This window comes from Streptomyces gilvus (assembly GCF_022513565.1).
Classification (GTDB): Bacteria; Actinomycetota; Actinomycetes; order Streptomycetales; family Streptomycetaceae; genus Streptomyces; species Streptomyces gilvus.
Genome location: NZ_JAKWBE010000001.1, coordinates 208,156 through 233,984 on the forward strand (window position 1 = coordinate 208,156; position 25,829 = coordinate 233,984).

Sequence of the window (25,829 nt, forward strand, 5' to 3'; positions counted from 1 at the left end):
GGCGCGCCCGCCCCTATGCCGTCGTGACCCGTTGACCCAGCGCCGCGAAGGCCTCGTCCAGCAGGGTCACCAGGTCGAGGTGACCGTCCGAGGCCAGCCAGTGGTCCAGGGCGACGTTCAGACAGTCCAGGGCGGCGGCCGCCCGCACCGACTGCGCGAGAGTCGGCCGCCCGTCCCCCGCCCGCTCGGCGAGCGCCCCGGCCGGCGCCGGGCGCCAGCTGGGCGCCCGCCACGGCTTCACCAGCCCGACACGGCCATGTACCGCGCCGAGGCCACCCAGCGGCACTGGGCCGCGCTGCTGGAGCTGTTCGACCGCGCCCTGCGACCGGGTTCATAGCCTCTCCTCCTCCCGGCGCGTAACGTGGCCCCCCATGAAGATCCTGATCAGCGCCGACATGGAGGGGGCCACGGGAGTGACGTGGCCCGACGACGTGCTGCCGGGAGCGTCCCAGTGGGAGCGGTGCCGTTCGCTGTTCACCTCGGACGTCAACGCCGCGGTGCTGGGCTTCTTCGACGGCGGCGCGGACGAGGTGCTCGTCAACGAGGCCCACTGGACCATGCGCAATCTGCTGCTCGAACAGCTCGACGAGCGGGCCGAGATGCTCACCGGTCGGCACAAGTCGCTGTCCATGGTGGAGGGTGTGCAGCACGGGGACGTGGACGGGATCGCCTTCGTGGGCTATCACGCCGGCGCCGGGATGGAGGGGGTGCTCGCGCACACCTATCTCGCCAACTCCGTCACCGGCGTCTGGCTGAACGACGTCCGGGCCAGCGAGGGGCTGCTGAACGCGCACGTCGTCGCCGAGTACGGCGTCCCGGTCGTCCTCGTCACCGGTGACGACGTGGCCTGCGAGGACGCCCTCGGGTACGCGCCGGAGGCGTTGAAGGTCGCCGTCAAGGACCATGTCTCGCGGTACGCGGCCGTGTGCCGCACCCCGGCCAGGACCGCCGCGGACATCCGGGCCGCCGCCAAGGAGGCCGCACGGCTGGCGGTCCGTCAGGAACCGGTGCAGGTGGGCCCGTTCACGATCGCGGTCGAGTTCGACGCCGAACATCTCGCGATGGCCGCCACCGTCGTGCCGGGCGTGGACCGGATCGGGGAGCGGAAGGTGGCGTACACCAACGCGACCATGTACGAGGGCATCCGTACCTTCAAGGCGGTCACCACCATCGTCTCGGCCGCCGTGGAGGAGCAGTATGGCTGACGAACGGGCACTGGACGAGGTCGTGCGGTTCACCTCCGACCTCATCCGCATCGACACCAGCAACAGGGGCGGCGGGGACTGCCGGGAGCGGCCCGCCGCCGAGTACGCGGCCGAGCAACTGGCCGGGGCCGGGCTGGAGCCGGTGCTGCTGGAGCGGACCAAGGGACGGACCAACGTCGTCGCCCGCATCGAGGGGACCGATCCGTCCGCCGACGCGCTGCTGGTGCACGGTCATCTGGACGTCGTACCCGCCCGGGCCGCGGACTGGAGCGTGCATCCCTTCTCGGGGGAGGTCCGCGACGGGGTCGTGTGGGGGCGCGGCGCCGTCGACATGAAGAACATGGACGCGATGATCCTCGCGATCGTGCGGGACTGGGCCCGTAACGGCGTGCGACCCCGGCGGGACATCGTGGTCGCGTTCATCGCCGACGAGGAGGACAGCGCCCGGGACGGCTCGGCCTTCCTCGCCGACAAGCACGCGGGCCTCTTCGAGGGATGCACCGAAGGCGTCGGCGAGTCGGGGGCGTTCACCTTCCACGACGGCGACGGGCGGCAGATCTACCCGATCGCGGCCGGTGAACGGGGCACCGCCTGGCTGAAGCTCACCGCGCGCGGACGCGCCGGACACGGCTCCAAGGTGAACCGGGAGAACGCGGTCACCCGGCTGTCCGCCGCGATCACCCGCATCGGCGAGTACGAGTGGCCGACGCGGCCGACCCCGACCGTGCGCGCGGCCCTCGACGAACTCGCCGCGCTCTACGGCATCGAGGACGGCCACGAGGACGTCGACCGGCTGCTGGAGAAGCTCGGGCCCGCCGCCAGGCTGGTGGAGTCGACCGTCCGCAACAGCGCCAACCCGACCATGCTGGACGCCGGTTACAAGGTCAACGTCATCCCGGGCGAGGCCGTCGCGTATGTCGACGGACGGTATCTCTTCGGCGCCGAGGACGAGTTCCGCGCCACCCTCGACCATCTCACCGGGCCGGACGTCGACTGGGAGTTCCACCACCGGTCGATCGCCCTCCAGGCTCCGCTGGACACGCCCACCTACGCGAAAATGCGGGCGGCCGTCGAGGAGTTCGCGCCCGAGGGGCACGTCGTGCCGTACTGCATGTCCGGCGGCACCGACGCCAAGGAGTTCTCCCGCCTCGGCATCACCGGCTACGGCTTCACCCCGCTGAGGCTCCCCGAGGGCTACGACTACCAGGCGATGTTCCACGGCGTCGACGAGCGCGTCCCCGTCGAGGCACTGCACTTCGGAGTCCGGGTACTCGACCGGTTCCTGCGGACGGCGTGATCGGACTTGGGGGAGAACGTGCACACCCTGCCCTACGGCTCCTGGCCCTCACCCATCGACGCGGCCCTCGCCGCCGCGCACGACGGGCACCCCGAGTACGTCGGCTTCGTCGGCGACGAGGCGTGGTGGACCGAGCCGAGACCCGGCGAGGGCGGCCGGCGCACCCTCGTGCGGCGGCGTGTCGGGGGCCGGGAGGAGTCCGTCCTGCCCGCGCCGTGGAACGTCCGCAGCCGCGTCATCGAGTACGGCGGCCACCCCTGGGCCGGCGCGCTGGTGGACGGCCGGCCCGTCGTGGTGTTCGTGAACTTCGCCGACCAGCGGCTCTACCGCTGCGAACCCGGCGGCGAACCAAGCCCGTTGACCCCCGTCTCCCTCGTCGGCGGCGGACTGCGCTGGGCCGAGCCGCAGTTGCTGCCGGAGCGCGGTGAAGTGTGGGCCGTACTGGAGGAGTTCACCGGCGACGGGCCCACCGACGTGCGCCGCGTCCTGGCCGCCGTACCGCTCGACGGGTCGGCCGCGCGGGACCGGGGCGCCGTGCGCGAACTCACCGGCGAGCGGCACCGGTTCGTCACCGGGCCGCGGCTCTCGCCCGACGGACGCAGCGCCGCCTGGCTCGCCTGGGACCACCCGCGCATGCCCTGGGACGGCACCGAGCTGATCGTCGCCGGGGTCGGCGAGGACGGCACCCTGCACGGACCGCGGACGGTCGCCGGCGGGCCCGAGGAGTCGATCGCGCAGGCCGACTGGGCGGCCGACGGCTCCCTGCTGTACGCGAGCGACCGCACCGGCTGGTGGAACCTCTACCGCGACGACGTACCCCTGTGCCCGCGCGAGGAGGAGTTCGGCGGGCCGCTGTGGAAGCTCGGCAACCGCTGGTTCGCGCCGCTCGCGAGCGGGCTGATCGCCGTCGTGCACGGCCGGGGCGCCGGCGCGCTGGGGATCCTGGATCCGGAGACCGGCGAGGTGGTCGACGCGGCCGGACCCTGGACGGAGTTCTCCCCCACGCTCGCGGTGCACGGCGAGCTGGTCGTCGGCGTCGGCGCCAGTCCGCGCAGCGGGTACGAGGTGGTCGAGCTGGACGCCGTCACCGGCCGGGCGCGGGTCATCGGCGCCGGGCACCAGGACGCCGTGGACCCCGCCCACTACCCCGAACCGCAGATCCGCACCTTCACCGGACCCGACGGACGCGACATCCACGCCCACATCTACCCGCCGCACAACCCGGGGTGCGTCCCGCCCGCCGACGAGCTGCCGCCCTACGTCGTGCGGGCGCACGGCGGCCCCACCAGCCGGGCACCGCTCGTGCTCGACCTGGAGATCGCCTACTTCACCTCCCGGGGCATCGGCGTCGCCGAGGTCGACTACGGAGGCTCGACCGGCCACGGCCGCGCTTACCGGGACCGGCTGCGCGAGCAGTGGGGCGTGGTCGACGTCGAGGACTGCGCGGCCGTCGCCCTCGCGCTCGCCGACGAGGGCACCGCCGACCGCGACCGGCTCGCCGTCCGGGGCGGCAGCGCGGGCGGCTGGACCGCGGCCTCCTCGCTCGCCCAGACCGACGTCTACGCCTGCGGCACGATCCTCTACCCGGTCCTCGACCTCGCCTCCTGGGGCGACGGGGAGACCCACGACTTCGAGTCGCAGTACCTGGAGTCCCTGGTCGGGCCGCGCGCCGAGGTGCCGGGACGGTACACGGAGCGCTCGCCGCTGGAGCACGCCGACCGGATCGCCGTGCCGTTCCTGCTGCTGCAGGGCCTGGACGACGTGATCTGCCCGCCCGCGCAGTGCGAGCGGTTCCTGGAGCGGATGCGGGGACGGCGGGTGCCGCACGCCTACCTCGCCTTCCCGGGGGAGGGGCACGGCTTCCGCCGGGCCGAGACCATGATCCGGGTCCTGGAGTCCGAACTCTCCCTCTACGCCCAGGTCTTCGGACTCGACCCGAGTGGCGCTGCGACCCTGGAGCTGTCCGAGTGAGCGAAACCGTACGAGAACTCCGGCGCCCGCCCCGGCTCGCCCCCGGCGCCCGCGTCGCCGTCGTGGCGCCCGCCGGGCCCGTGCCGGAGGAGCGGGTGCAGGCCGGGCTCGACGTGCTGCGCGGCTGGGACCTCGACCCGGTCGTGGCGCCCCATGTCCTCGACCGGCACGGGCGGTTGGGGTATCTCGCGGGAACGGACGCGGACCGGGCCGCCGATCTGCAGAACGCCTGGTGCGACCCGTCGGTGGACGCGGTGCTGTGCGCGCGGGGCGGGTACGGGGCCCAGCGCACGGCCGACCTGCTGGACTGGGAGGCGATGCGGGCCGCCGGGCCGAAGGTGTTCGTCGGCTTCAGCGACATCACGGCGCTGCACCAGGCGTTCGCCACCCGGCTGGGCCTGGTCACCCTGCACGGGCCGGCCGCCGCGGGCGTCGACTTCGTCAAGAACGCGCGGGCGCAGGAGCACCTCAGGGCCACGCTCTTCGCCCCGGAGACGGTCACCACGATCGCCTCCCGCGGCACCGCCCTGGTCCCGGGCCGGGCGCGGGGCGTGACCCTCGGCGGCTGTCTGAGCCTGCTCGCCTCCGACCTCGGCACGCCCCACGCGCGTGCGGACGCCCGGGGCGGGCTGCTGATGATCGAGGACGTCGGGGAGGCGCCGTACCGGATCGACCGGATGCTCACCCAGCTGCTGCGCGCCGGCTGGCTCGACGGCATCCGCGGGGTCGCGCTCGGGTCCTGGACGCGGTGCGGGCCCTACGACGAGGTGCGCGCGGTGCTCGTCGACCGGCTCGGCGGTCTCGGCGTTCCGGTCGCGGACGAGTTCGGGTTCGGCCACTGCGAAGGGGCGCTGACCGTTCCCTTCGGCGTGGCCGCGGAGCTCGACGCCGACGCGGGCACGCTGACCCTGGCCGAACCGGCCCTGGACTGAGCCGCCCACGCCGTAGGCTGGCGGAATGCCACACGCTTCCCGCTACCTCGCCGAAGGCCCCCGCGTGGGGATACGTCACTTCACCTATGAGGACGGGGCCGAGTTCACGGCCCGCGCGCGCGAGAGCAAGGACCTGCACCACCCCTGGCTGTTCCCGCCGGACGGCCCGGACGCGTACGCCGCCTACGCGGGCCGGCTGATCGAGGACCCGACCAAGGCCGGGTTCCTGGTCTGCGAGAAGGACGGCGAGCACGGCGACGGCGCGATCGCCGGGTTCGTCAACATCAACAACATCGTCCAGGGCGGCTTCCAGTGCGGGGCGCTCGGCTACGGCGCCTTCGCGCACGCCGCCGGACGGGGCCTGATGCGGGAGGGGCTGAACCTCGTCGTCGGGTACGCCTTCGGCCCGATGCGACTGCACCGGCTGGAGATCAACGCCCAGCCGCAGAACGCCGGGTCGATCGCCCTGGCCCGCAGCTGCGGCTTCCGTCTCGAGGGCTTCTCCCCGAAGATGATCTACATCGACGGCTCCTGGCGCGACCACGAACGCTGGGCGATCACCGCCGAGATGCGGGCCTGACGTCGATCTTCCCGCTCACCGAGTACCACCTGGGCGTCGCGCAGTGGCACGCCGGCGACCGGGCGCAGGCCGTGCCAAGCTGGGAGCGGGCCCTCGAACTCGCCCCCTCGCTCCGGCCGTTGCTGCGCTGCCTCGCCGTCGTCGACCAGGAGGACGGGTACCCCGAGCGGGCCGCCGACCGGTACGCCGAGGCCTTCGACGACCTGTGCCACGAACGGCGCGACAACGGCGCGTCGTGGACCGCGGTCACGGCCGCGCTGGGCCGCGAGGCGATCGACGGGCTGCTCGCCGTGCGCCGTACCGCGAAGGCGCGCTCGGTGTGGGACCGGCTGCACCCGGCGACACGGGCGCGTGGCCGGTTCCGGCTGACCGAGGCGTGGATGCCGCTCGCGGAGGGGCGCCTTGAGGAGGCGCAGGACGTCTTCCGGGCCGGCTTCGAGATCGCCGACCTGCGCGAGGGCGCGGAGACGATCGGCCGTCTGCGGGCGCGGCTGACCGACGAGCCGCTGCCCGCGCACTACGCCTTCCGGACGCGGCCGACGGAGAGCTGAGACCCCGGGACCGGGGTCGTGGGCTACGCGTTGCGGTCCACGTACTCGTACACCGTGCCGTCCGGGTGCATCGCGATCAGGTTGCGGCCCCCCGGGGTCGTCACCGGGCCCGCGACGATGTGGGCGCCCAGCTCCGTCAGCACCCGGTGGGCCTCCTCGACGTCCTTGACGGCGATCGTCGCGGCGACCTTGCGCAGCGCCTCCAGCTCGGACTCGGGCCCGCTCATCAGCAGGAAGCAGCCGACCGCGGCCGCCCGCACGCCACCGCGTTCGAAACGGAGGGCTCTGCTGCCCGCGAGCCGCTCGTAGAACGGCACCGCCGTCTCCAGGTCGTCGACGCAGATCCGCAGCGTGGCTCCCAGAATGTCCATGCGCACGAGCCTAGTTGGGGCGAGGGGAGGAGGTGATCCGTTCCCCTGATCACCGGCGTGGCCGACGCGCGCCGCCGGCCCCGGCCGGGCGTTATGCGTACGTCCGTACGGGTACTCGGCGGCCATGGAAGGCTTGGATCATCTGGAGCATCTGGACAAGCACCTGGTCGACGAGCTGGCGCAGGTGGCACGCGAGACGGTGCGTGACGAACTGCGCGAACAGACTCGCAAGCAGCGCCGTACGGCCATGCTGTACGCCGCGTCCGGAGCCGTCGCCCTGTACGCGGGCGCGGCCGTCGCCCTCGCGGTGGGCCTGGCCCTCGCGATCGGTCTGCCCGACTGGGCCGCCGCGCTGATCACCGCGGCCGTCCTGGGCGTCGTGGCCTACGTCCTGCGCGGCATGGCCCACCCGTCCGGCTCCCGGCCGACGCCGGAGCGCGAGGCCGAACTGGCGGCCGCCACCCAGGGCGACCGGGCCTTTGGCGCGCCGGCGCCCGTCACCCCGCCGACCGGGGGCGGAGCGCCCGTTCCGCCGATGCCGCCCGTCGCACCCGGCGGAGCCGCCGGCGCGGCCGGCGCCCCCGTCGTGGGCGAACCCGGGACCGGCATGGGCCCCCCGGCGCCGCGTCAGGACGACATCGACCCCGAGCTGCCGCACCACCGGGCGTGATGCGTGGTGCGTAGGCGTTGGGGAGTGCCGGTGCCGGGCGAGAGCAGGACCGTCGTCGTGACCGGGGCCAGCGGCGGTGTGGGCCGGGCCACGGCGGTGGCCTTCGGCGCGAAGGGCGACCGGGTCGCCCTGCTGGCCCGGGGACGCGAGGGCCTGGCCGCGGCCGCCGACGACGTGCGGCGTGATGGGGGCGAGGCCCTGGTCGTGCCCGTGGACATGTCCGACGCGAAGGCCGTCGACGACGCGGCCCAGCAGGTCGTCGACATGTTCGGACACATCGACGTCTGGGTCAACAACGCGTTCACCGGGGTGTTCGCGCCGGTCACCGAGATCACGGCGGACGAGTTCCGCCGGGTGACCGAAGTGACGTACCTGGGTTACGTGTTCGGCACGCGGGCCGCGCTGCGGCACATGCTGCCGCGGGACCGGGGCACCATCGTGCAGGTCGGTTCCGCGCTCGCCTACCGCGGGATTCCGCTGCAGTCGGCGTACTGCGGGGCCAAGCACGCCATCCAGGGGTTCAACGAGTCGCTGCGCTGCGAACTGCTGCACAGCGGCGCCGGCGTCCGCACCACGATGGTGCAGATGCCCGGGCTCAACACCCCGCAGTTCGACTGGGTGCTGAACCGGATGCCCGGCAGGGCCCGGCCCGTCGCGCCGGTGTACCAGCCGGAGGTGGCGGCGCGGGCGATCCTGCACGCGGCCTCGCACGGACGGCGGCGCGAGTACTGGGTCGGCGGATCCACGGTGGCCACCCTGCTCGCCAACGCGGTGGCGCCCGGGATCCTGGACCGCTATCTGGCGCGGACGGCGTTCGACTCCCAGCAGGAGAAGGGCGAGCACGACGGGCCGAGCAACCTGTGGGCGCCGGTGGACGGCGCGCAGGGGCGGGACTTCGGGGCGCACGGGCGCTTCGACGACGAGGCGGTCGACGACAGCCCGCAGGACTGGGTCTCCCGCAACCGGTCGCGGATGGGCGCCGGACTGGTCGTCGCGGGCCTGGGCGCCGCGGTGACCACCGGGCTGCGCCGTCGCGGCGGCCACTGAACGGCGGCCACTGAACACGGAAGCACCAGCAACTACAGGCTGAACACGGGAGCACCAGCAACTACAGGGTGGGCTGGGCCGGGCGGCTCAGCCCACCCTGTAGTCCTCCACTTCCTCCGTACGCAGCGTCAGACCGTGGCCGACCCCGCACAGCGGCCGCACCGTTCCGCCCGTCGGGTCCAGGGCGCCGTCGAAGAACATGTCCTCGATGCGGACGTGGTCGTGGAACCACTCCATGTGCCGGATGTTGGGCAGCGAGGCGGCCGCCGCGGCGTGGGCGTGCGGGGCGCAGTGGGTGGAGACCTCCAGCCCGTGGGACTGGGCCAGGGCGGCGGCGCGCAGGAACTCGGTGATGCCGCCGCAGCGCGTGGCGTCGATCTGCAGACAGTCGACGGCGCCGGCCGCGATCATCCGGGCGAAGTACTGCAGGTCGTAGCCGTACTCGCCCGCCGTCACGTCGACGACCAGCGCGTCCCGGACCAGCCGCAGACCCGTCAGGTCGTCCGAGGAGACCGGTTCCTCGAACCAGCCCACCCCGTGCTCGGCGAGCGCGTGGCCGACCCGTACCGCCTGTTTGCGGGTGTAGGCGCCGTTGGCGTCGACGTACAGCTCGGCCTCGTCGCCGACGATGTGGCGGGCGGCCTGGACGCGGGCCAGGTCGCGCGGGACCGCCCGCCCCCAGCTCTCCCCGATCTTGATCTTGACGCGGGGGATCTGCTGCCCGTGCACCCAGCCGCCGAGCTGCGCCGCGAGATGCGTGTCGTGGTACGTGGTGAACCCGCCGCTGCCGTAGACCGGGACCCGCTCGTGGCAGACGCCGAGGACGCGGGCGAGGGGGAGTTCCAGGAGGCGGGCCTTGAGGTCCCACAGGGCGATGTCGAGCGCCGAGATGGCGCACCCCGCGATGCCCTGCCGGCCCGCGTTGCGCACCGAACGGCACATCGCGTCGTGCAGGGCGGGGATGTCGAACGGGTCCCGTCCCTCGACCAGGGAGGCCAGACTGTCGCGCAGGAAGTCCCCGACCGCCGGCGGGCCGTACGTCCAGCCCGTGCCGGTCGCGTCGCCCGCGCTCACCTCGGCGATCACCATGGTCGTGGAGTCCCAGGCCATCGTGCCGTCGGCCTCGGGCGCGTCGGTCGGCACCGTGTAGACGGAGACGACGGGTCGGTGGAGTTTCATCGCCGCTTCCCCCGGGTCAGGACTGCTGGAGCTGCGGCAGCACCTTCGTACGGTAGAAGTCGAAGAAGCCGCGCAGGTCGGGGCCGATCTGGTTGACGTAGACGCGGTCGAAGCCCGCGTCGGCGAACTGCCGCAGTTCGGCGACGTGCTCGTCGACGTCGTCGCCGCACACCCGGTTCTCGCGCACCATGTCCTCGGTGACCAACTGCTGCGCCTGCTCGAAGTGCCTGGGGGAGGGCAGCACCTGGCTCAGCTCGCCGGGCAGCTGCTCGTTGGCCCACAGCCGGTGCACGGTCCGTACCGCCTCGTCCCTGTCGAGGTCGTAGCAGACCTTGGTGCCGCCGCTGACCAGTTTCCCGCCGCCCCCGCCCTTGCGGTACCGCTCCACCATGGAGGCGTCCGGCATCATCGTGATGTAGCCGTCGCCGATCCGGGACGCCAGCTGGGTGGCGGCCGGTCCGAAGCCGGATATGTCGATGGGCACGGGCTGGTCGGGGACGGTGTAGAGGCGGGCGTTCTCCACCGTGTAGTGCGGGCCGTGGTGGTTGACCTCCTCGCCGGTGAACAGCCGGCGCATCACCTGGATCGCCTCCTCCAGCATCTCCAGGCGCACATGGGCGGGCGGCCAGTGGTCGCCGAGGATGTGCTCGTTGAGCGCCTCGCCCGAGCCGAGGCCCAGCCGGAAGGCGCCGTCGGTCATCACCGCGCTGGTCGCCGCGGCCTGCGCCACCACCGCCGGGTGCATCCGCACGGTCGGGCAGGTCACGGCCGTCTCGACCGGCAGCGACACGGCCTCGGACAGTGCGCCGATGACCGACCAGACGAACGGGCTCTGGCCCTGCTCGTCGTTCCAGGGGTGGTAGTGGTCCGAGATCCACAGCGCCTGGAACCCGGCCTGTTCGGCCATCCGCGCCTGCTCGATCAGCTCGGCGGGACCGTACTGCTCGCACGAGAGGAAGTAACCGTACTCGGGCATGGGGGTGTTGCCTCCGCGACGTCGGCGGTTGGTGTCCCGGACCGGGTACCCGGCGGCCCGGGGGGAAACCGGCGCACGTTTGGCGGCCCTGACCAGGGGGACGCGGAAGTCTCCGTACGACGCACGCGACAGCGCCGGAGGCGAACCGTGGCTCGACCCCGCATCGTGATCGTCGGCGCCGGCTTCGCCGGCTACCGGACGGCCCGCACCCTGTCCCGGCAGATGCGGCACAACGCCGACGTCACCCTGCTGAACCCGACCGACTACTTCCTGTACCTGCCCCTGCTGCCCCAGGTCGCCGCCGGGATCCTGGAGCCGCGCCGGGTGACGGTCTCCCTCTCCGGCACCCTGCCGTACGTCCGGCTGGTGCTCGGCGAGGCCGACGGGATCGACCTCGACGGGCGGACCGTGCACTACACGGGACCCGAGGGCGAGGGCGGAACCCTGAGCTACGACCGGCTGGTGCTCGCCGCCGGCAGCGTCAACAAGCTGCTGCCGATCCCGGGCGTGGCCGAGCACGCGCACGGCTTCCGCGGGCTGCCGGAGGCGCTGTACCTGCGCGACCACGTGACCCGGCAGGTGGAGCTCGCCGCGTCCGAGGGCGACCCGAGGACCTGCGCCGCGCGTTGCACCTTCGTGGTCGTCGGCGCGGGCTACACCGGCACCGAGGTCGCCGCGCAGGGCAAGCTGTTCACCGACGCGCAGGTCCGCAAACACCCCTTGCGCAAGGGGATACGGCCGCGCTGGCTGCTCCTCGACATCGCGAAGCGGGTGCTGCCGGAACTCGACGAGCGTCTCTCCCGCACCGCCGACTCGGTGCTGCGCGAGCGGGGCGTGGACGTGCGCATGGGCACCTCCGTGAAGGAGGCCACGCACGACGGAGTCCTGCTGACGGACGGGGAGTTCGTGCCGACGCGCTCGCTGGTGTGGTGCGTGGGCGTACGGCCGGATCCCCTCGCCGACTCGCTGGGGTTGCCCATGGAACGCGGCCGGCTGCTCGTCGACCCGCACCTGCGGGTGCCGGGCCGGCCCGAGCTGTTCGCGGCCGGGGACGCGGCGGCCGTGCCCGACCTGGAGAACCCCGGCCAGTACACGCCGATGACCGCGCAGCACGCCTGGCGGCAGGGCAAGGTGGCCGGGCGCAACGTTGCCGCGTCACTGGGCCACGGCGAGCGGCACGCCTACCGCCACCGCGACCTGGGCTTCGTCGTGGACCTCGGCGGGGTGAAGGCCGCCGCCAATCCGCTCGGCGTCCATCTGTCCGGGCCGCTCGCGGGGGCGGTCACCCGCGGGTACCACCTCGCGGCGATGCCCGGCAACCGCGTCCGGGTCGCCGCCGACTGGTTCCTGGACGCCGTACTGCCGCGCCAGGCCGTCCAGTTGGGCCTCGTACGCTCCTGGTCGGTCCCCCTGGACACCGCGTCCCCGGAAGTGGCCCGAGTGGCGGGCCGCCCGGAACCCCACGACACCGCAGCCCGCTCCGGCCCGGGCGCGGCAACAGCCGAGGACACCACCACCACTCCGGCCCCCGAACCCACCAAGGGACAGCCGGACGCCCCCGAGCCGGGGAAGAACCAGCCGGGCGGTGAACCGGCCAAGAACCAGCCGGGCGGTGAGCCCGCCGCGAAGCAGCCGGGCCCCGAACCCGCCAAGGGACAGCCAGGCGCCCCCGAGCCGGGGAAGAACCAGCCGGGCGGTGAGCCCGACACGAACCAGCTGGGCGGTGAGCCCGCCGCGAAGCAGCCGGGCCCCGAACCCGCCAAGGGACAGCCAGGCGCCCCCGAGCCGGGGAAGAACCAGCCGGGCGGTGAGCCCGACACGAACCAGCTGGGCGGTGGGCCCGCCACGAAGCAGTCAGGCCCCGAACCCGCCAGGGGGCAGCCGGACGCCCCCGGGCCGGCCAAGGGGCAGCCGGGCGGTGAGCCCGCCAGGGGGCTGTCAGGCGCCCCCGGGCCGGCCAAGAATCAGCCGGGCGGTGAACCGGCCAAGGGGCAGCCGGGCGGTGAGCCCGCCGCGAAGCAGCCGGGCCCCGAACCAGCCAAGGGACGGCCAGGCGCCCCCGAGCCGGGGAAGAACCAGCCGGGCGGTGAGCCCGCCACGAATCAGCCGGGCGGTGAGCCGGCCACCGATCAGCCGGGTGGTGAACCGGCCAAGAATCAGCCGGGTGGCGAGCCCGCCAAGAACCAGCCGCGTGGTGAACCCGCCAAGAATCAACCCGGGCCCGAACCTGCCACGGGGCAACCCGGCAGTCCCGGACCCGCTCAGGGTCTGGGGCGCCCCGGATCCGGTGCCGGCGCCGACGGGGTGTCGGTGTCCGGGGCGGTCGCGGGGGCTCACGGTGGGGAGCCGGAGCAGGGTCCGGGGACCGTCAAGCGTTCCGACGCCTCCGTGGAAGGAGACTCATGAACACCGCCGAACTCGTCGAGCTGGGCCAGCAGTTGCGCGTGGACAGCGTGCGTGCCTCGGCCGCCGCGGGGTCCGGGCATCCGACGTCCTCGATGTCAGCCGCGGACCTGATGGCCGTGCTGATGGCGAACCACTTCCGGTACGACTTCGACCGCCCCGCCCACCCCGCCAACGACCGCTTCGTCCTGTCCAAGGGCCACGCCTCACCCCTGCTGTACTCCGTCTACAAGGCGGTCGGCGCCGTCGACGACGAGGAGCTGCTCACCTTCCGCAAGCACGGCAGCCGTCTCGAGGGCCACCCCACGCCGCGCCGGCTGCCGTGGGTCGAGACCGCAACCGGCTCGCTCGGCCAGGGCCTGCCCGTCGGTGTCGGCATCGCGCTGGCCGGCAAGCGCCTGGACCGCACCGGTTACCGCGTGTGGGTGCTGTGCGGGGACAGCGAGCTGGCCGAGGGGTCGGTGTGGGAGGCCGCCGAGCAGGCGGCGTACGAGAACCTCGACAACCTCACCGCGATCGTCGACGTGAACCGGCTGGGCCAGCGCGGCCCCACCCGGCACGGACACGACCTCGACGCCTACGCCCGCCGCTTCCAGGCGTTCGGCTGGCACACCGTCGAGGTGGACGGCCATGACGTCGACGCCGTCGACCGGGCCTACGGCGAGGCGGTCTCGACGTCCGGGCAGCCCACGGCGATCCTCGCGCGCACCCTCAAGGGCAAGGGCGTCGAGTCCGTCCAGGACCGCGAGGGCCTGCACGGCAAGCCGCTGCCGGAGGCCGAGGAGGCGATCGCGGAACTCGGCGGTCCGCGCGACATCCGCGTCCGGGTGAACGAACCGCCCGCCGCCCGCATGCTGCACTCCGTGCCCGCCGGAATCCTGGAGCTGCCCCGCTGGGACGTCGGGGACGAGATCGCCACCCGCAACGCCTTCGGGCAGGCGCTGGCCGCCCTCGGCGGCGGACGCGGGGACGTCGTCGCCCTCGACGGCGAGGTCGGCGACTCCACGAGGGCCGAGTTCTTCGCCAAGGAGTACCCCGACCGCTACGTCGAGTGCTACATCGCCGAGCAGCAGATGGTCGCCGCCGCCGTGGGGCTGGCCTCGCGCGGCTGGGTGCCGTACGCCTCCACGTTCGCGGCGTTCCTGACACGCGCGTACGACTTCGTGCGGATGGCGTCGATCAGCGGCGCCGGCATCAACCTCGTCGGCTCGCACGCGGGTACCGCGATCGGACAGGACGGGCCCTCCCAGATGGGCCTGGAGGACCTGGCGATGATGCGGTCGGTCTACGGCTCGACCGTGCTGTACCCGTGCGACGCCAACCAGACCGCGCAGCTGGTCGCCGCCATGGCCGGCCTCGACGGCGTCCGCTATCTGCGCACCTCGCGCGGCGAGAGCCCGGTGATCTACGGACCCGACGAGGAGTTCCCGATCGGCGGCAGCAAGGTGCTGCGCTCCTCGGACCGGGACCGGCTGACGATCGTCGCGGCCGGGGTCACCGTCCAGGAGGCGCTGACGGCCGCCGACGCCCTGGAGGGGGACGGCATCCGGGCCCGGGTCGTCGACCTGTACTCGGTCAAGCCGGTCGACCGGCGCACCCTGCGGCAGGCCGCCGAGGACACCGGCTGCCTGGTGACCGTCGAGGACCACCACGAGGAGGGCGGCATCGGCGACGCCGTCCTGGACGCCTTCCTCGACGGCCGGCCCGTGCCGCGCCTGGTGCGCCTCGCGGTGCGCGACATGCCGGGCTCCGGCTCGCCCGAGGAGCAGCTGCACGTCGCCGGCATCGACGCCGAGGCCATCGCGGCCGCCGGGAAACTTCTGGTGGAGGAGGCGGTCGTACCGTGAGCGACGACGGCGTACGGACCGTACGGGCCGGGCGCCGCAGGGTGGAGGTGCACCGGGCGGACAAGGTGCTCTTCCCGGGGGACGGCGGGGCGAAGGAGTACACCAAGGGCGACCTGGTCGACTACTACCGCTCGGCCGCCCCGTTCCTGCTGCCGCACCTGCGGGGCCGTCCGCTGATGCTGGAACGGCATCCGGACGGCGTCGACGGTCCGCGGTTCATGCAGAAGAACACCCCGGAGAACTACCCGGAGTGGATCACCCGCGTCGAGCTGGCCAAGGAGGGCGGGACCGTCTGCCACACGGTGTGCGACGACTCCGCCACCCTCGTCTACCTCGCCGACCAGGCCTCGATCACCCTGCACCGCTGGCTGTCGCGGGTGGGCAGCGTGGAGCGGCCCGACCGGATGGTCTTCGACCTCGATCCGGCCGGCGACGACTTCGCGGCGGTGCGGGAGGCCGCCTCGCTGCTCGGCGAACTCCTCGACGAGCTGGGACTCCCCTCGGCGCTGATGACGACCGGCTCGCGCGGACTGCACGTGGTGGTGCCCCTCGACGGCCGGCACGACTTCGACGAGGTCCGCGCGTTCGCCCGCGACGCCGCCGACACCCTGGCCGGCGCCCATCCCGACCGGCTCACCACCGCCGCCCGCAAGAAGGACCGCGGCGACCGCCTCTACCTGGACGTGGGCCGCAACGCCTACGCCCAGACCGCCGTCGCCCCCCTCACCGTCCGCGCCCGGCCCGGCGCGCCCGTGGCGACCCCCATCGACTGGAGCCAGCTGGACGACCCGGACCTGACCGCCCGCCGCTGGACCATCGCCGACGCCCTCGACCAGGTCCGCCGCGATCCCTGGGCCGGGATCAACCGCAGGTCGCGGGCGCTGGGACCGGCCCGGCGCAGGTTGGACGCGTTGCGTGGTGCCTGAAGGTTTGGCCCCTGATATTGCGGCCACCCGCAAACAAGAGGTGGCCATGTCTGACACAAAAGACTCACAAGAACCCCAGAATTCACAGAAGTCACAGAATTCGGACAAAGGGAATGGCGGGGCGAGCAAGCGGCCAGGTCCCATGCAGGTGCTGCGCGAAGCGCGTACGCAGCTCGCGGAGCTGACCGGGATGGCCGCCGAGAGCGTTTCGTCGTTCGAACAGACCGAGGACGGCTGGTCACTCGAGGTGGAGGTCCTCGAACTGGCCCGGGTGCCGGACACGATGAGCCTGATGGCGAGCTATCAGGTCGACCTCGACCCCGACGGCCAGTTGACCGGTTACCGGCGCGTCCGCCGCTACGAACGCGGGCGGGCCGACGCACACAGGTCGGGCGGCCGCTAGGCCGCCGACCCGCTCACACACTCGAAACCACAGACAAGGAGGCGCGGTCGGCATGACCGTTGTCCCGGCACAGCAGACCGGCGGTGGGGGCGGTTCCAGCGGCCTCTACGACGTTCTGGAACTCGTCCTCGACAGGGGTCTGGTCATTGACGCGTTCGTACGAGTCTCCCTGGTCGGCATCGAGATCCTGAAGATCGACGTACGGGTCGTCGTGGCCAGCGTCGACACCTACCTGCGCTTCGCCGAGGCGTGCAACCGGCTCGACCTCGAGGCGGGCCCGCACAGGAGCCCCGGCCTGCCCGACCTGGTCGGCGAGGTGACCGAGTCCGGCTCGCGCGGCAAGTCCAAGGGCGCCCTCTCGGGGGCCGCCGACACCATCTCCGACGCCTTCAAGCAGGCACGTGACGAAGGGGGCCGCGAGCGGGAGACCGAGTCCCGGCCGCGCGCCCGCAAGAGCACCTCCTCGCGCCGGAAGGAGGACGACGAGTGAGCACGTACGTCTACGGCATCACCGCGAGCGCGCACCCCGCGCTGCCGAAGGACCTCGCCGGTGTGGGCGACCCGCCTCGCCCGGTACGGATCCTCGAGGCGGGTGAGCTGACGGCCGTCGTCAGCGACGCGCCCGAGGGGCTGCGGCCCAAGCGCAAGGACCTGCTCGCCCACCAGACCGTGCTCGCCGAGGCGGGCGCGGCAGGGGTGGTGCTGCCCATGCGCTTCGGCAGCGTCGCCCCCGACGACGACACCGTCACCAGTGTCCTCACCGACCGCGCCGACCACTACAAGGAGCGGCTGCGCGCGCTGGAGGGCAAGGTCGAGTACAACGTCAAGGCCACCCACCAGGAAGAGGCCGTCCTGCACCTGGTGATGTCCGCGAACCCGGACATCCGCGCCATGACCGAGGCCAACCGCAAGGCCGGCGGCGGAAGTTACGACGACCGGCTGCGCCTCGGCGAGATGGTGGTCGCCGCCGTCAAGGCCCGGGAGGGCGAGGACGCGGCCGTGGTGCGCAGCGCCCTGGAACCCTTCGCCTCGGACGTCAGCCTGGGCCCCGAGTCCACCGGCTGGCTGGTCAACGTCTCCTTCCTGGTGGACCGCGAATCCGCCGACCGGTTCCTGACCGAGGTGGAGAACGTCCGCGGCAACAATCCGCACATCGAGCTGCGCGTCAACGGCCCGCTGCCGCCGTACAGCTTCGTCGAACCGGACGCCGCCGAGCACGCGGGCACGGCGGCCGGTCCGGGAGCCGCCCAGGAGTGAGGTCGTGGGACTCATCAAGGAGCTGGTCCTGCTGCCCTTCGCCCCGGTGCGCGGCAGCGGCTGGGTGATCGGTCAGGTCCTGCGCGAGGCGGAGCGCATCTACTACGACCCCGCCGCGATCAGGGCCGAACTCGCGCGGCTGGAGGAGCGGCTGGAGGCCGGCGAGATCGACGAGGAGGAGTTCGACCGACAGGAGGACGAACTCCTCGACCGGCTGGAGATAGGCCTGCGCGGTGGCGCGGGCACTGGCGACGGGACGGCACGATGAACCGAGTGGGAATGGGCCTCGCCGTAGGGGCCGGATATCTTCTGGGTCGCACCAAGAAGATGAAACTGGCGTTCGCCGTCGGCACCATGGTGGCCGGCAAGCGGATGCATCTGAGCCCGAAGGCGCTCGCGGACCTCGTGTCCCGGCAACTGCAGAACAACCCGCAGTTCAAGGAGATCGGGGACCAGCTGCGCGGGGACCTGCGCGGGGTCGGCAAGGCGGCCTCCGGCGCGATGGTGGAGCGGCAGATCAACTCCCTCGCCGACCGTCTGCACAGCCGTACGGAGCAGGTTCACGACCAGCTCAGCGGCGTGGCCGGCAAGGCCGTCGGCCGCGACTTGGACGAGGAGGACGACGGCGCCGAGCGGGAGGACACTGAGGAAGAGGAGCCGCGCGAGGAGTACGACGAGGACGAGCCGGAGGCCGAGGAGGAGTCCCCGGACGAGAAGGCCGAGGACGGGTCCCGGGACGAGGGCGACTCCCCGGACGAGGAGGACGAGGCGGAGCCCGCGAGGCGGACCGCCAAGAAGGCCGTGAAGAAGACCGCGGCCCCGAAGTCCGGTGCCAAGAAGGCCCCGGCCAAGAAGACGGCGGCCAAGAAGGCCGCCGGCAAGAAGGCCCCTGGGAAGAAGGCCGCCAAGAAGACCGCCGGCCGTGGCGCCTCGGCGGCCAGGGGCGCGGCCCGCGGAGCCAGGACCCGCCTGCCGAAGGGAGACGGTGAGCGATGACCGAGACCCTCGGATCGGTGAGTTCCGCCGCGCGCGGGGCCACCGACAAGGCGAACCCGCTGACCGACCTCGCCCACAGCGAGGCCGCCGACCGCCTCAAGGCCGAACTGCAGGACTACCTGGCCGCGCAGGCCCAGCGCCTGCTGACCGGCGTCGGCCGCAAGCTCGGCGAGACGACCGTCAAGCTGAACGACATAGCCGAGGGCAACAGCCCCGGCTTCGCCAAGCTCGCTCTCGACGGCGGCCGCAAGCTCGCCGAGGGCAAGGGGCCGCTGCGCTCCGCACTGGAGCTCGGCGCCTCCCGCGCCAAGGAGAACGTCGTGGACGCCTTCAAGAACCTCGGCGGGGGCAAGGGCAAGCGCAAGCGCGGGGCGGGCAAGAAGCCGACGGTGATCATCGAGTCCGTCGACGTGGGCGTGGACCGGCGCACGGCCTACGACCAGTGGACGCAGTACCAGGACTTCAGCACCTTCGCCAAGGGCGTCAAGAACGCCGGCCGCTCCGACGACACACAGTCGGACTGGCAGCTGAAGGTCTTCTGGTCCAACCGCAGCTGGAAGGCGAAGACCACCGAGCAGATACCGGACGACCGGATCGCCTGGTCCTCGGAGGGCGCCAAGGGCACCACCAAGGGCGTCGTCTCCTTCCACCGCCTCGACGACAACCTGACCCGGGTGCTGCTGGTCATCGAGTACTACCCCTCCGGGTTCTTCGAGAAGACCGGCAACATCTGGCGTGCCCAGGGCCGCCGGGCCCGGCTCGACCTCAAGAACTACGTCCGCTTCATCACCCTCAAGGGCGAGGCCGAGGACAGCTGGCGCGGCGAGATCCGCGACGGCGAGGTGGTCCGCAGCCACGAGGACGCGGTCGCCGAGGAGGAGCAGGAGGGCGAGGAGTCGTACGAGGGCGACGAGGAGGAGCCCAGGGACGACGAGGCGCGCGACGAGGACGAGGAAGAGCCCGAGGAGGACGAGGAGCCCCGGGACGAGGAGGAAGAAGAGGAGCCCGAGGAGGACGAGGAGGAGGCCGAGGGCGAGTACGAGGACGAGGAGGAAGAGCCGGAGTACGAGGACGAGGAAGAGCCCGAGTACGAGTACGCCGACGGCGGGAGTCGTCGATGAGCATGGCCGGCCGGATGCCCGAACCCTATGGACAGGGTTCGGGCGCCAACCTTGCCGACATCCTCGAGCGCGTGCTCGACAAGGGCATCGTGATCGCCGGTGACATCCGGATCAACCTGCTCGACATCGAACTCCTCACGATCAAGCTCCGGCTGATCGTCGCCTCGGTGGACAAGGCGAAGGAGATGGGCATCGACTGGTGGGAGACCGACCCGGCTCTGTCCTCCCGGGCCCGTCACAACGAACTCGCCCGGGAGAACGCCGAGTTGAAGGAACGGCTGGAGCGGATGGAACTCGACGGCGCGCAGCGCGCGGACCGGCGTGCCACGGAGGAGGAGGCCCCATGACCGGACTGCGGTACGTCTACGCCGTCTGCCGCCCCTTCGGCGCCCCGCTGCAGTCCCAGCTGAAGGGCGTGGCGGGCGATCCGCCCAGACTGCTGTCCCACCACGGACTGATCGCCGTGGTGAGTCACGTACCGGAGCGGGACTTCGCCGAGGAGCCGCTCCGCAGGCGTCTGGAGGACCTGGACTGGCTGACCGAGACGGCCAGGGCCCACCAGAGCGTGATCGACGCCCTCACCGTGGTCACCACCCCGCTGCCCCTGCGCATGGCCACCGTCTTCCGGGACGACAGCGGGGTCCGCGTCATGCTGGAGGAGCGCGAGGAGGACTTCCGGCGCACCCTGGACCGGCTGCAGGGCCGCGTCGAGTGGGGCGTCAAGGTGTACGTCGAGAACGGTCCGGAGACCGGCGCGGAGCCCGCGGCGAAGCCGGCGTCGGGCCGGGACTATCTGCGCCAGCGGCGGATGCGGGCGCGGGCGCACGAGGATCTGTGGCAGCAGACCGAGGAGTTCGCGAACGGTCTGCACAGCACGCTGTCCCGGTACGCCGAGGACTCCCGGCTGCACGCCCCGCAGAATCCCGCACTGTCCGGGGTCTCCGGGCGCAACGTGCTCAACGCCGCCTATCTCGTGCCCCGTGACCATTCCGAGGAGTTCGTGGAACTGGTGGACCGGACGAAGGACCAGACGAAGGTGGACAGCCCCGGGATCCGGGTGGAACTCACCGGGCCGTGGGCCGCCTATTCCTTTGCGGGAGAAGAGGCATGACCGTCATCGAACGCCGGGAGATCGCCCTCGTGGACCTGCTCGACCGGCTGCTCGCCGGCGGGGTCGTCATCACGGGGGACATCACGCTGCGCATCGCCGACGTCGATCTGGTCCGCATCGACCTCAACGCGCTGATCAGCTCGGTCAACGAGCAGGTGCCGTCGCCCTGGGGGGAGTTGCTGTGACCGCACGCCGAGGCCGGATGGACCTGGAGCCGGACACCGTCGAGCGCGACCTGGTCAAACTCGTCCTGACCGTCGTGGAGTTGCTGCGCCAGCTCATGGAACGGCAGGCGATCCGCCGCTTCGACGTGGGCGACCTCACCGAGGACCAGGAGGAGCGGATCGGGCTCACGCTGATGCTCCTCGACGACCGGATGACCGAACTGCGCGAGCGGTACGGACTGCGGCCCGAGGACCTCAATCTCGACCTCGGGCCGCTCGGACCGCTGCTGCCCCGGGAGTGAGTCCCGGGGGAGCGGTTGTCAGACGTCCTTTCGGCAGAGGATCTCCCCGTGCAGGACGGCGAACCAGCCGTCCTCCCGCTCGCCCCACTCCCGCCAGGCCCGCGACACCGCCCGCAGCTGCTCCGGGGTGGCGTGTCCGCCGCCGGTGGCCTGCTCCGCGTACGCGGAGGCCACCGTCCGGTCCGCCCACAGGCCGCTCCACCAGGCCCGCTCCTCGGGCGTCGAGTAGGTCCAGGTGCCGGAGGTCGCGGTGATGTCGGTCAGGCCCGCCCGCAGTGCCCAGGACCTCAGCCGGCGCCCGGCGTCCGGCTCCCCGCCGTTGGCCCGGGCCACCCGCCGGTACAGGTCCAGCCAGTCGTCCAGGCCGGCCGACTCCGGGTACCAGGTCATCGCCGCGTAGTCGCTGTCGCGTGCGGCGATGAACCCGCCCGGCCTGGTGACCCGCCGCATCTCGCGCAGGGCCTGCACCGGGTCGCCGACGTGCTGCAGCACCTGATGGGCGTGGACCACGCAGAAGGTGTCGTCGGGGTAGTCCAGGGCGTGGACGTCGGCGACCGCGAAGTCGACGTTGGTCAGACCGCGCTCGGCGGCCGTGGCCCGGGCCCGGTCCAGGATGCCGGGCGCGTGGTCGACGCCGGTGACATGGCCGTCGGGGACCAGGGCCGCCAGGTCGGCGGTGATGGTGCCGGGGCCGCAGCCGATGTCCAGGATCCGCATGTGCGGCTTGAGGGAGCCCAGCAGGTAGGCCGCGGAGTTGGCGGCGGTCCGCCAGGTGTGCGAGCGCAGCACCGACTCGTGGTGCCCGTGCGTGTAGACGGCGGTCTCCTGCGACTTCGACATGACGAACTCCCCTGTTCGACGGCTTGCCGGGTACGCATCACGGTACGCCCGCATGTCGGAATGTGAGACCTCCGTATCGAAATGTGGACTGACGTTGCGTCAGAAATACGGGGTGACGAGGCGCGGCGGTTACCCTGAAGTGCCCGTTTCCCGTGCCTCGGGCGATCACCGAACCCGGAGGGTCCCTGCATGCGTCTGCTCCTCATACGTCACGGCCAGACCCCCAGCAATGTCGACAACCTGCTGGACACGGCCGTCCCCGGGCCGGGGCTGACCGCGCTGGGCGAGCGGCAGGCCGCGGCGCTGCCCGAGGCCCTGGCCGACGAGGACATCGAGGCCCTGTACGCCTCCACGCTGGTGCGTACGCAGCTCACCGCCGCGCCGCTGGCCGCCGCGCGGGGCCTGGAGGTCCTGGTCCGGGACGGGATCCGGGAGCTGTCCGCGGGAGAGCTGGAGATGCTGCCCGGGGACACCGAACAGGGGGAGCTGTACATGAAGACGGTGTTCGCCTGGGCCGACGGGGACACGGCGCTGCGGATGCCGGGCGGGGAGACGGGCGCGCAGGCGCTGGCCCGCTACGACGCGGTGGTCGCGGAGGCGGCCGGCAGCGGGGCGCGCACGGTCGCCATGGTCAGCCACGGCGCGGCGATCCGGATGTGGACGGCCGCCCGCGCGGACAACGTCGACGTGCCGTTCGCGGCGGCCCACCCCCTGCGCAACACCGGCGTGGTGATCCTTGAGGGCTCCCCCTCGGACGGGTGGAAGGCGTTGTCGTGGGCGGGGGCCGTCGTCGCTCCCAGCGGCGACAGCGGTCCCGCCGGACGGTCCGTGGACGAGGTGCGATAAGGGTTTGCCCCGCCCCGCCGGTCGCCCGCAGAATGCCTCCTCATGGGACATCTGGAAGCCGCGCATCTCGAGTACCACCTCCCCGACGGGAGGGCGCTGCTCGGCGACGTGTCCTTCCGGGTGGGGGAAGGGGCCGCCGTGGCCCTGGTGGGGCCCAACGGCGCGGGGAAGACCACCCTGCTGCGGCTGATCTCCGGCGAGCTGAAGCCGCACGGCGGCACCGTCACCGTCAGCGGCGGGCTCGGCGTGATGCGGCAGTTCGTCGGGTCCGTACGGGACGAGACGACCGTGCGGGACCTGCTGGTGTCGGTCGCGCCGCCCCGGATCCGCGAGGCCGCGCAGGCCGTCGACAAGGCCGAGCACGCCATCATGACCGTCGACGACGAGGCCGCCCAGCTGACCTACGCGCAGGCGCTCGCCGACTGGGCCGAGGTGCGCGGGTACGAGGCCGAGACGCTGTGGGACATGTGCACCACGGCCGCGCTCGGGGTGCCGTACGAGAAGGCGCAGTGGCGGCAGGTGCGCACGCTGTCCGGCGGTGAGCAGAAGCGGCTGGTGCTGGAGGCGCTGCTGCGCGGCACGGACGAGGTGCTGCTGCTCGACGAGCCCGACAACTACCTGGACGTGCCCGGCAAGCGGTGGCTGGAGGAGCGGCTGAAGGAGACCCGCAAGACGGTGCTCTTCGTCTCCCACGACCGTGAACTGCTCTCGCGGGCCGCCGAGAAGATCGTCTCCGTGGAGCCGGGCCCGGCCGGCGCCGACGCCTGGGTGCACGGCGGCGGCTTTGCCACCTACCACGACGCCCGGCGGGAACGCTTCGCGCGGTTCGAGGAGTTGCGCAGGCGCTGGGACGAGAAGCACGCCCAGCTGAAGAAGCTGGTGCTGAGCCTCCGTCAGGCGGCCACCGTCAGCCATGAACTGGCCTCCCGCTACCAGGCCGCGCAGACCCGGCTGCGGAAGTTCGAGGAGGCGGGTCCGCCGCCCGAGCCGCCGCGCGAGCAGGACATCACCATGCGGCTCAAGGGCGGCCGTACCGGCGTAAGGGCCGTGACCTGCAAGGGGCTTGAGCTGACCGGGCTGATGAAACCCTTCGACCTGGAGGTCTTCTACGGCGAACGGGTCGCCGTCCTCGGCTCCAACGGCTCCGGAAAGTCGCACTTCCTGCGGCTGCTGGCCGGCGAGGACGTGGCGCACTCGGGGGAGTGGAAGCTCGGGGCGCGCGTGGTGCCCGGGCACTTCGCCCAGACCCACGCCCACCCCGAGCTCCAGGGCCGCACCCTGCTGGACATCCTCTGGCAGGAGCACTCCCAGGACCGGGGCGCGGCGATGTCCCGGCTGCGCCGCTACGAGCTGACGGGCCAGGCCGAGCAGGCCTTCGACCGGCTCTCCGGCGGCCAGCAGGCCCGCTTCCAGATCCTGCTCCTGGAGCTGCAGGGCGTGACGGCCCTGCTGCTCGACGAGCCGACCGACAACCTCGACCTGGAGTCCGCCGAGGCGCTCCAGGAGGGCCTGGAGGCCTTCGACGGCACGGTGCTCGCGGTCACCCACGACCGCTGGTTCGCCCGCTCCTTCGACCGCTATCTGGTCTTCGGCAGCGACGGACGCGTCCGGGAGACACCGGAAGCGGTGTGGGACGAGCGGCGGGTGGAGCGGGCGCGGTAGCAGGCCCCGCTCACGACCACCGCAGCAGTGCCCCGAGGCCGCCCACCGGGGCCTCACGCTCCCGCGCCGGGGTCACCGACAGGGCCGGGGCCCCGGTGGCGACCGCCGACCTGATCAGGGCGTCGTCCGCGCGGGCCGGCCACGAGTGCTGTTCGCCCAGGATCCTGAGGTCGGTGCGACGGACGGCCAGCTGGTCGGCCTCCTCCCCGATCCAGACCTCGCGGTGCGCGTCGGGGCCGTCCGGGCGGATCAGCAGTTCGTCGATGCGGTGCTCGCGGGCGGCCTCGACCAGCGCGGGCACGCCCTCCGCGGCCGCCGCGCGGCCCTCGCCGTCCGGTTCGCGGGCCGCCAGGAACCGCTCCAGCTCCCGCTCGGCCCGCTGCCGCACGTGATCGGCGCGCGCCTGCTCGACCTCCTCGTCCAGCAGCCTGCTGCCGGTGCCGTGCGCCGCCTCGACGGCCAGGGGCTTCAGACGGGCCGGCAGCCGCTCGTGCACCGACCGCCGCTCCCGGTCGTCACCCACGAGGATCAGCAGGTCGGCCCGGGTCTCCTCCTGGCAGGCGGCGACGGCCTCGGCGATCTCGGCCGCGTTGTGCTCCCAGGTGTTCTCCACCTTCAGTTGGAAGTGCCGCTCCGACCAGTCCACCGTGCTCGTACGGTGCACCGGCCACTGCCGCCCGGTGACCGAGCCGGCGTCCTCGCTCCCCAGCGAGCTGCGCAGCTCCAGGCCGGCGCCCTTGCGGTCGACGTACGCCACCACGCACACCGGGTCCTCGCCGGCCAGCTCCAGCAGGGGAGCGGCGTGCGGCAGCGGCGCCCACACGGCGCTGTCGCGTTCCGGAGGACGGGCCAGCGGCGGATCGAGCACCACCTCGCCGGCCCGGGCGAACACGGCCCGGCCGTTGGGTTCGGAGGAGTGCCGCAGCTCCTCCAGCGCCTCGCGCACCGCCCGGCAGGTGGCCTCGTCGGCGCCCTGCCGATCCAGGTCCCGGGCGAGCGCCACGGCTGTCAGACGGCGTTCGTGGGGCGTGGCCTCCGTATGCCGGGACGTGTCGACGTACACGGAGGCCCAAGGGCCCGGATGTTCGTAGAGTGGATGCAGAAAGGCGAGATCCATGGCTCCCTCCCGGATGCCGCTTGGGGTTGTTGCTGCCGGGCGGGTACCCGGACCG

General features: G+C 72.7%; 28 protein-coding genes and 1 pseudogene. 23 read left to right on the top strand and 6 right to left on the bottom strand.

The features are described 5' to 3' along the window. Positions 1–13 precede the first annotated feature (13 nt). Positions 14–286, bottom strand: coding sequence for an acyl-CoA-like ligand-binding transcription factor (locus MKW14_RS00940; RefSeq protein ID WP_240858152.1), 273 nt, complete (start codon positions 284–286; stop codon positions 14–16). 85 nt (positions 287–371) lie between these two features. On the opposite strand from MKW14_RS00940, the gene MKW14_RS00945 reads away from it, so the two are divergent. The 6 genes and pseudogenes from MKW14_RS00945 to MKW14_RS00970 form a co-directional block, all read left to right on the top strand. Beyond that, the gene (locus MKW14_RS00945; RefSeq protein WP_240858153.1) at positions 372–1,205 is read left to right on the top strand and encodes a M55 family metallopeptidase; all 834 of its coding nucleotides are present in this window, start codon (positions 372–374) and stop codon (positions 1,203–1,205) included. Continuing rightward, on the top strand, positions 1,198–2,502 hold the full coding sequence (locus MKW14_RS00950) for a M20/M25/M40 family metallo-hydrolase (protein WP_240858154.1): 1,305 nt from the start codon (positions 1,198–1,200) through the stop codon (positions 2,500–2,502). Before MKW14_RS00945 ends, MKW14_RS00950 begins: the two co-directional genes overlap by 8 nt. Before the next feature lie 18 nt (positions 2,503–2,520). After that, the gene (locus MKW14_RS00955; RefSeq protein WP_240858155.1) at positions 2,521–4,473 is read left to right on the top strand and encodes a prolyl oligopeptidase family serine peptidase; all 1,953 of its coding nucleotides are present in this window, start codon (positions 2,521–2,523) and stop codon (positions 4,471–4,473) included. Beyond that, positions 4,470–5,405 (top strand): S66 peptidase family protein, encoded by a 936-nt coding sequence (locus MKW14_RS00960; RefSeq protein WP_240858156.1) that lies wholly within the window; start codon positions 4,470–4,472, stop codon positions 5,403–5,405. Before MKW14_RS00955 ends, MKW14_RS00960 begins: the two co-directional genes overlap by 4 nt. Positions 5,406–5,430: 25 nt before the next feature. After that, positions 5,431–5,985: a GNAT family N-acetyltransferase gene (locus MKW14_RS00965; protein WP_240858157.1), complete on the top strand. Its 555-nt coding sequence runs from the start codon at positions 5,431–5,433 to the stop codon at positions 5,983–5,985. Then, positions 5,877–6,536: pseudogene (locus tag MKW14_RS00970) on the top strand (DUF5107 domain-containing protein); the annotation flags it as partial. The gene MKW14_RS00965 and the pseudogene MKW14_RS00970, both read left to right, overlap by 109 nt. Positions 6,537–6,559: 23 nt before the next feature. Here the strand turns inward: MKW14_RS00970 and MKW14_RS00975 are convergent. Beyond that, a complete protein-coding gene (locus MKW14_RS00975; protein WP_240858158.1) occupies positions 6,560–6,907 on the bottom strand; it encodes a VOC family protein in 348 nt (115 codons plus the stop codon). A gap of 124 nt (positions 6,908–7,031) precedes the next feature. Here MKW14_RS00975 and MKW14_RS00980 point away from each other — a divergent pair, with 124 nt between their 5' ends. Both MKW14_RS00980 and MKW14_RS00985 read left to right on the top strand, forming a co-directional pair. Next, positions 7,032–7,577 (top strand): phage holin family protein, encoded by a 546-nt coding sequence (locus MKW14_RS00980; protein ID WP_240858159.1) that lies wholly within the window; start codon positions 7,032–7,034, stop codon positions 7,575–7,577. Between the two features lie 24 nt (positions 7,578–7,601). Continuing rightward, positions 7,602–8,624 carry an SDR family oxidoreductase gene (locus tag MKW14_RS00985; RefSeq protein WP_374116528.1) on the top strand — a complete coding sequence of 341 codons (1,023 nt, stop codon included), beginning with the start codon at positions 7,602–7,604 and terminating at the stop codon, positions 8,622–8,624. A gap of 87 nt (positions 8,625–8,711) precedes the next feature. Here MKW14_RS00985 and MKW14_RS00990 read toward each other — a convergent pair whose 3' ends face one another. Beyond that, positions 8,712–9,803, bottom strand: a complete 1,092-nt coding sequence (locus MKW14_RS00990) for an enolase C-terminal domain-like protein (RefSeq protein ID WP_240858161.1) — start codon at positions 9,801–9,803, stop codon at positions 8,712–8,714. Positions 9,804–9,819: 16 nt separating this feature from the next. Then, entirely contained in the window at positions 9,820–10,779 is a 960-nt protein-coding gene (locus MKW14_RS00995; RefSeq protein ID WP_240858162.1) for an LLM class F420-dependent oxidoreductase, read from the bottom strand. 147 nt (positions 10,780–10,926) lie between these two features. Here MKW14_RS00995 and MKW14_RS01000 point away from each other — a divergent pair, with 147 nt between their 5' ends. The 13 genes from MKW14_RS01000 to MKW14_RS01060 are packed head-to-tail and all read left to right on the top strand — an operon-like array spanning position 10,927 to position 21,309. After that, a complete protein-coding gene (locus MKW14_RS01000) occupies positions 10,927–13,185 on the top strand; it encodes an FAD-dependent oxidoreductase (protein ID WP_240858163.1) in 2,259 nt (752 codons plus the stop codon). Next, complete coding sequence (locus tag MKW14_RS01005) at positions 13,182–15,029, top strand: transketolase (protein WP_240858164.1); 1,848 nt, start codon at positions 13,182–13,184, stop codon at positions 15,027–15,029. Before MKW14_RS01000 ends, MKW14_RS01005 begins: the two co-directional genes overlap by 4 nt. Continuing rightward, positions 15,026–15,955 carry a non-homologous end-joining DNA ligase gene (gene ligD, locus MKW14_RS01010; RefSeq protein ID WP_240858165.1) on the top strand — a complete coding sequence of 310 codons (930 nt, stop codon included), beginning with the start codon at positions 15,026–15,028 and terminating at the stop codon, positions 15,953–15,955. Before MKW14_RS01005 ends, ligD begins: the two co-directional genes overlap by 4 nt. A 46-nt stretch (positions 15,956–16,001) precedes the next feature. After that, positions 16,002–16,358 (top strand): gas vesicle protein GvpO, encoded by a 357-nt coding sequence (locus MKW14_RS01015; RefSeq protein WP_240858903.1) that lies wholly within the window; start codon positions 16,002–16,004, stop codon positions 16,356–16,358. Positions 16,359–16,410: 52 nt separating this feature from the next. Then, positions 16,411–16,848: a gas vesicle structural protein GvpA gene (locus tag MKW14_RS01020; protein WP_240858166.1), complete on the top strand. Its 438-nt coding sequence runs from the start codon at positions 16,411–16,413 to the stop codon at positions 16,846–16,848. Beyond that, positions 16,845–17,615 carry a GvpL/GvpF family gas vesicle protein gene (locus MKW14_RS01025; RefSeq protein WP_240858167.1) on the top strand — a complete coding sequence of 257 codons (771 nt, stop codon included), beginning with the start codon at positions 16,845–16,847 and terminating at the stop codon, positions 17,613–17,615. Before MKW14_RS01020 ends, MKW14_RS01025 begins: the two co-directional genes overlap by 4 nt. 4 nt (positions 17,616–17,619) lie before the next feature. Then, on the top strand, positions 17,620–17,883 hold the full coding sequence (locus MKW14_RS01030) for a gas vesicle protein GvpG (RefSeq protein ID WP_133041848.1): 264 nt from the start codon (positions 17,620–17,622) through the stop codon (positions 17,881–17,883). Next, positions 17,880–18,611: a DNA primase gene (locus MKW14_RS01035; RefSeq protein ID WP_240858168.1), complete on the top strand. Its 732-nt coding sequence runs from the start codon at positions 17,880–17,882 to the stop codon at positions 18,609–18,611. Before MKW14_RS01030 ends, MKW14_RS01035 begins: the two co-directional genes overlap by 4 nt. Further along, the gene (locus MKW14_RS01040; RefSeq protein ID WP_240858169.1) at positions 18,608–19,732 is read left to right on the top strand and encodes an SRPBCC family protein; all 1,125 of its coding nucleotides are present in this window, start codon (positions 18,608–18,610) and stop codon (positions 19,730–19,732) included. Before MKW14_RS01035 ends, MKW14_RS01040 begins: the two co-directional genes overlap by 4 nt. Next, positions 19,729–20,079, top strand: a complete 351-nt coding sequence (locus tag MKW14_RS01045) for a gas vesicle protein (RefSeq protein WP_133041851.1) — start codon at positions 19,729–19,731, stop codon at positions 20,077–20,079. The genes MKW14_RS01040 and MKW14_RS01045 overlap by 4 nt, the downstream gene beginning before the upstream one ends. Next, the gene (locus MKW14_RS01050) at positions 20,076–20,843 is read left to right on the top strand and encodes a GvpL/GvpF family gas vesicle protein (RefSeq protein ID WP_240858170.1); all 768 of its coding nucleotides are present in this window, start codon (positions 20,076–20,078) and stop codon (positions 20,841–20,843) included. Before MKW14_RS01045 ends, MKW14_RS01050 begins: the two co-directional genes overlap by 4 nt. Beyond that, complete coding sequence (locus MKW14_RS01055) at positions 20,840–21,028, top strand: gas vesicle protein (protein ID WP_133041853.1); 189 nt, start codon at positions 20,840–20,842, stop codon at positions 21,026–21,028. The genes MKW14_RS01050 and MKW14_RS01055 overlap by 4 nt, the downstream gene beginning before the upstream one ends. Further along, positions 21,010–21,309 (top strand): gas vesicle protein K, encoded by a 300-nt coding sequence (locus tag MKW14_RS01060; RefSeq protein ID WP_502628177.1) that lies wholly within the window; start codon positions 21,010–21,012, stop codon positions 21,307–21,309. Before MKW14_RS01055 ends, MKW14_RS01060 begins: the two co-directional genes overlap by 19 nt. Before the next feature lie 18 nt (positions 21,310–21,327). Here MKW14_RS01060 and MKW14_RS01065 read toward each other — a convergent pair whose 3' ends face one another. Then, the gene (locus tag MKW14_RS01065; RefSeq protein ID WP_240858173.1) at positions 21,328–22,149 is read right to left on the bottom strand and encodes a class I SAM-dependent methyltransferase; all 822 of its coding nucleotides are present in this window, start codon (positions 22,147–22,149) and stop codon (positions 21,328–21,330) included. A 189-nt stretch (positions 22,150–22,338) separates the two neighbouring features. Between MKW14_RS01065 and MKW14_RS01070 the strand changes: the two genes are divergently transcribed. Further along, positions 22,339–22,995: a histidine phosphatase family protein gene (locus MKW14_RS01070; RefSeq protein ID WP_240858174.1), complete on the top strand. Its 657-nt coding sequence runs from the start codon at positions 22,339–22,341 to the stop codon at positions 22,993–22,995. 42 nt (positions 22,996–23,037) lie between these two features. Continuing rightward, positions 23,038–24,657 (top strand): ABC-F family ATP-binding cassette domain-containing protein, encoded by a 1,620-nt coding sequence (locus tag MKW14_RS01075; protein WP_240858175.1) that lies wholly within the window; start codon positions 23,038–23,040, stop codon positions 24,655–24,657. Between the two features lie 10 nt (positions 24,658–24,667). Here the strand turns inward: MKW14_RS01075 and MKW14_RS01080 are convergent, their stop codons facing one another. Next, entirely contained in the window at positions 24,668–25,774 is a 1,107-nt protein-coding gene (locus MKW14_RS01080) for a baeRF2 domain-containing protein (protein WP_240858176.1), read from the bottom strand. Between the last annotated feature and the right edge of the window lie 55 nt (positions 25,775–25,829).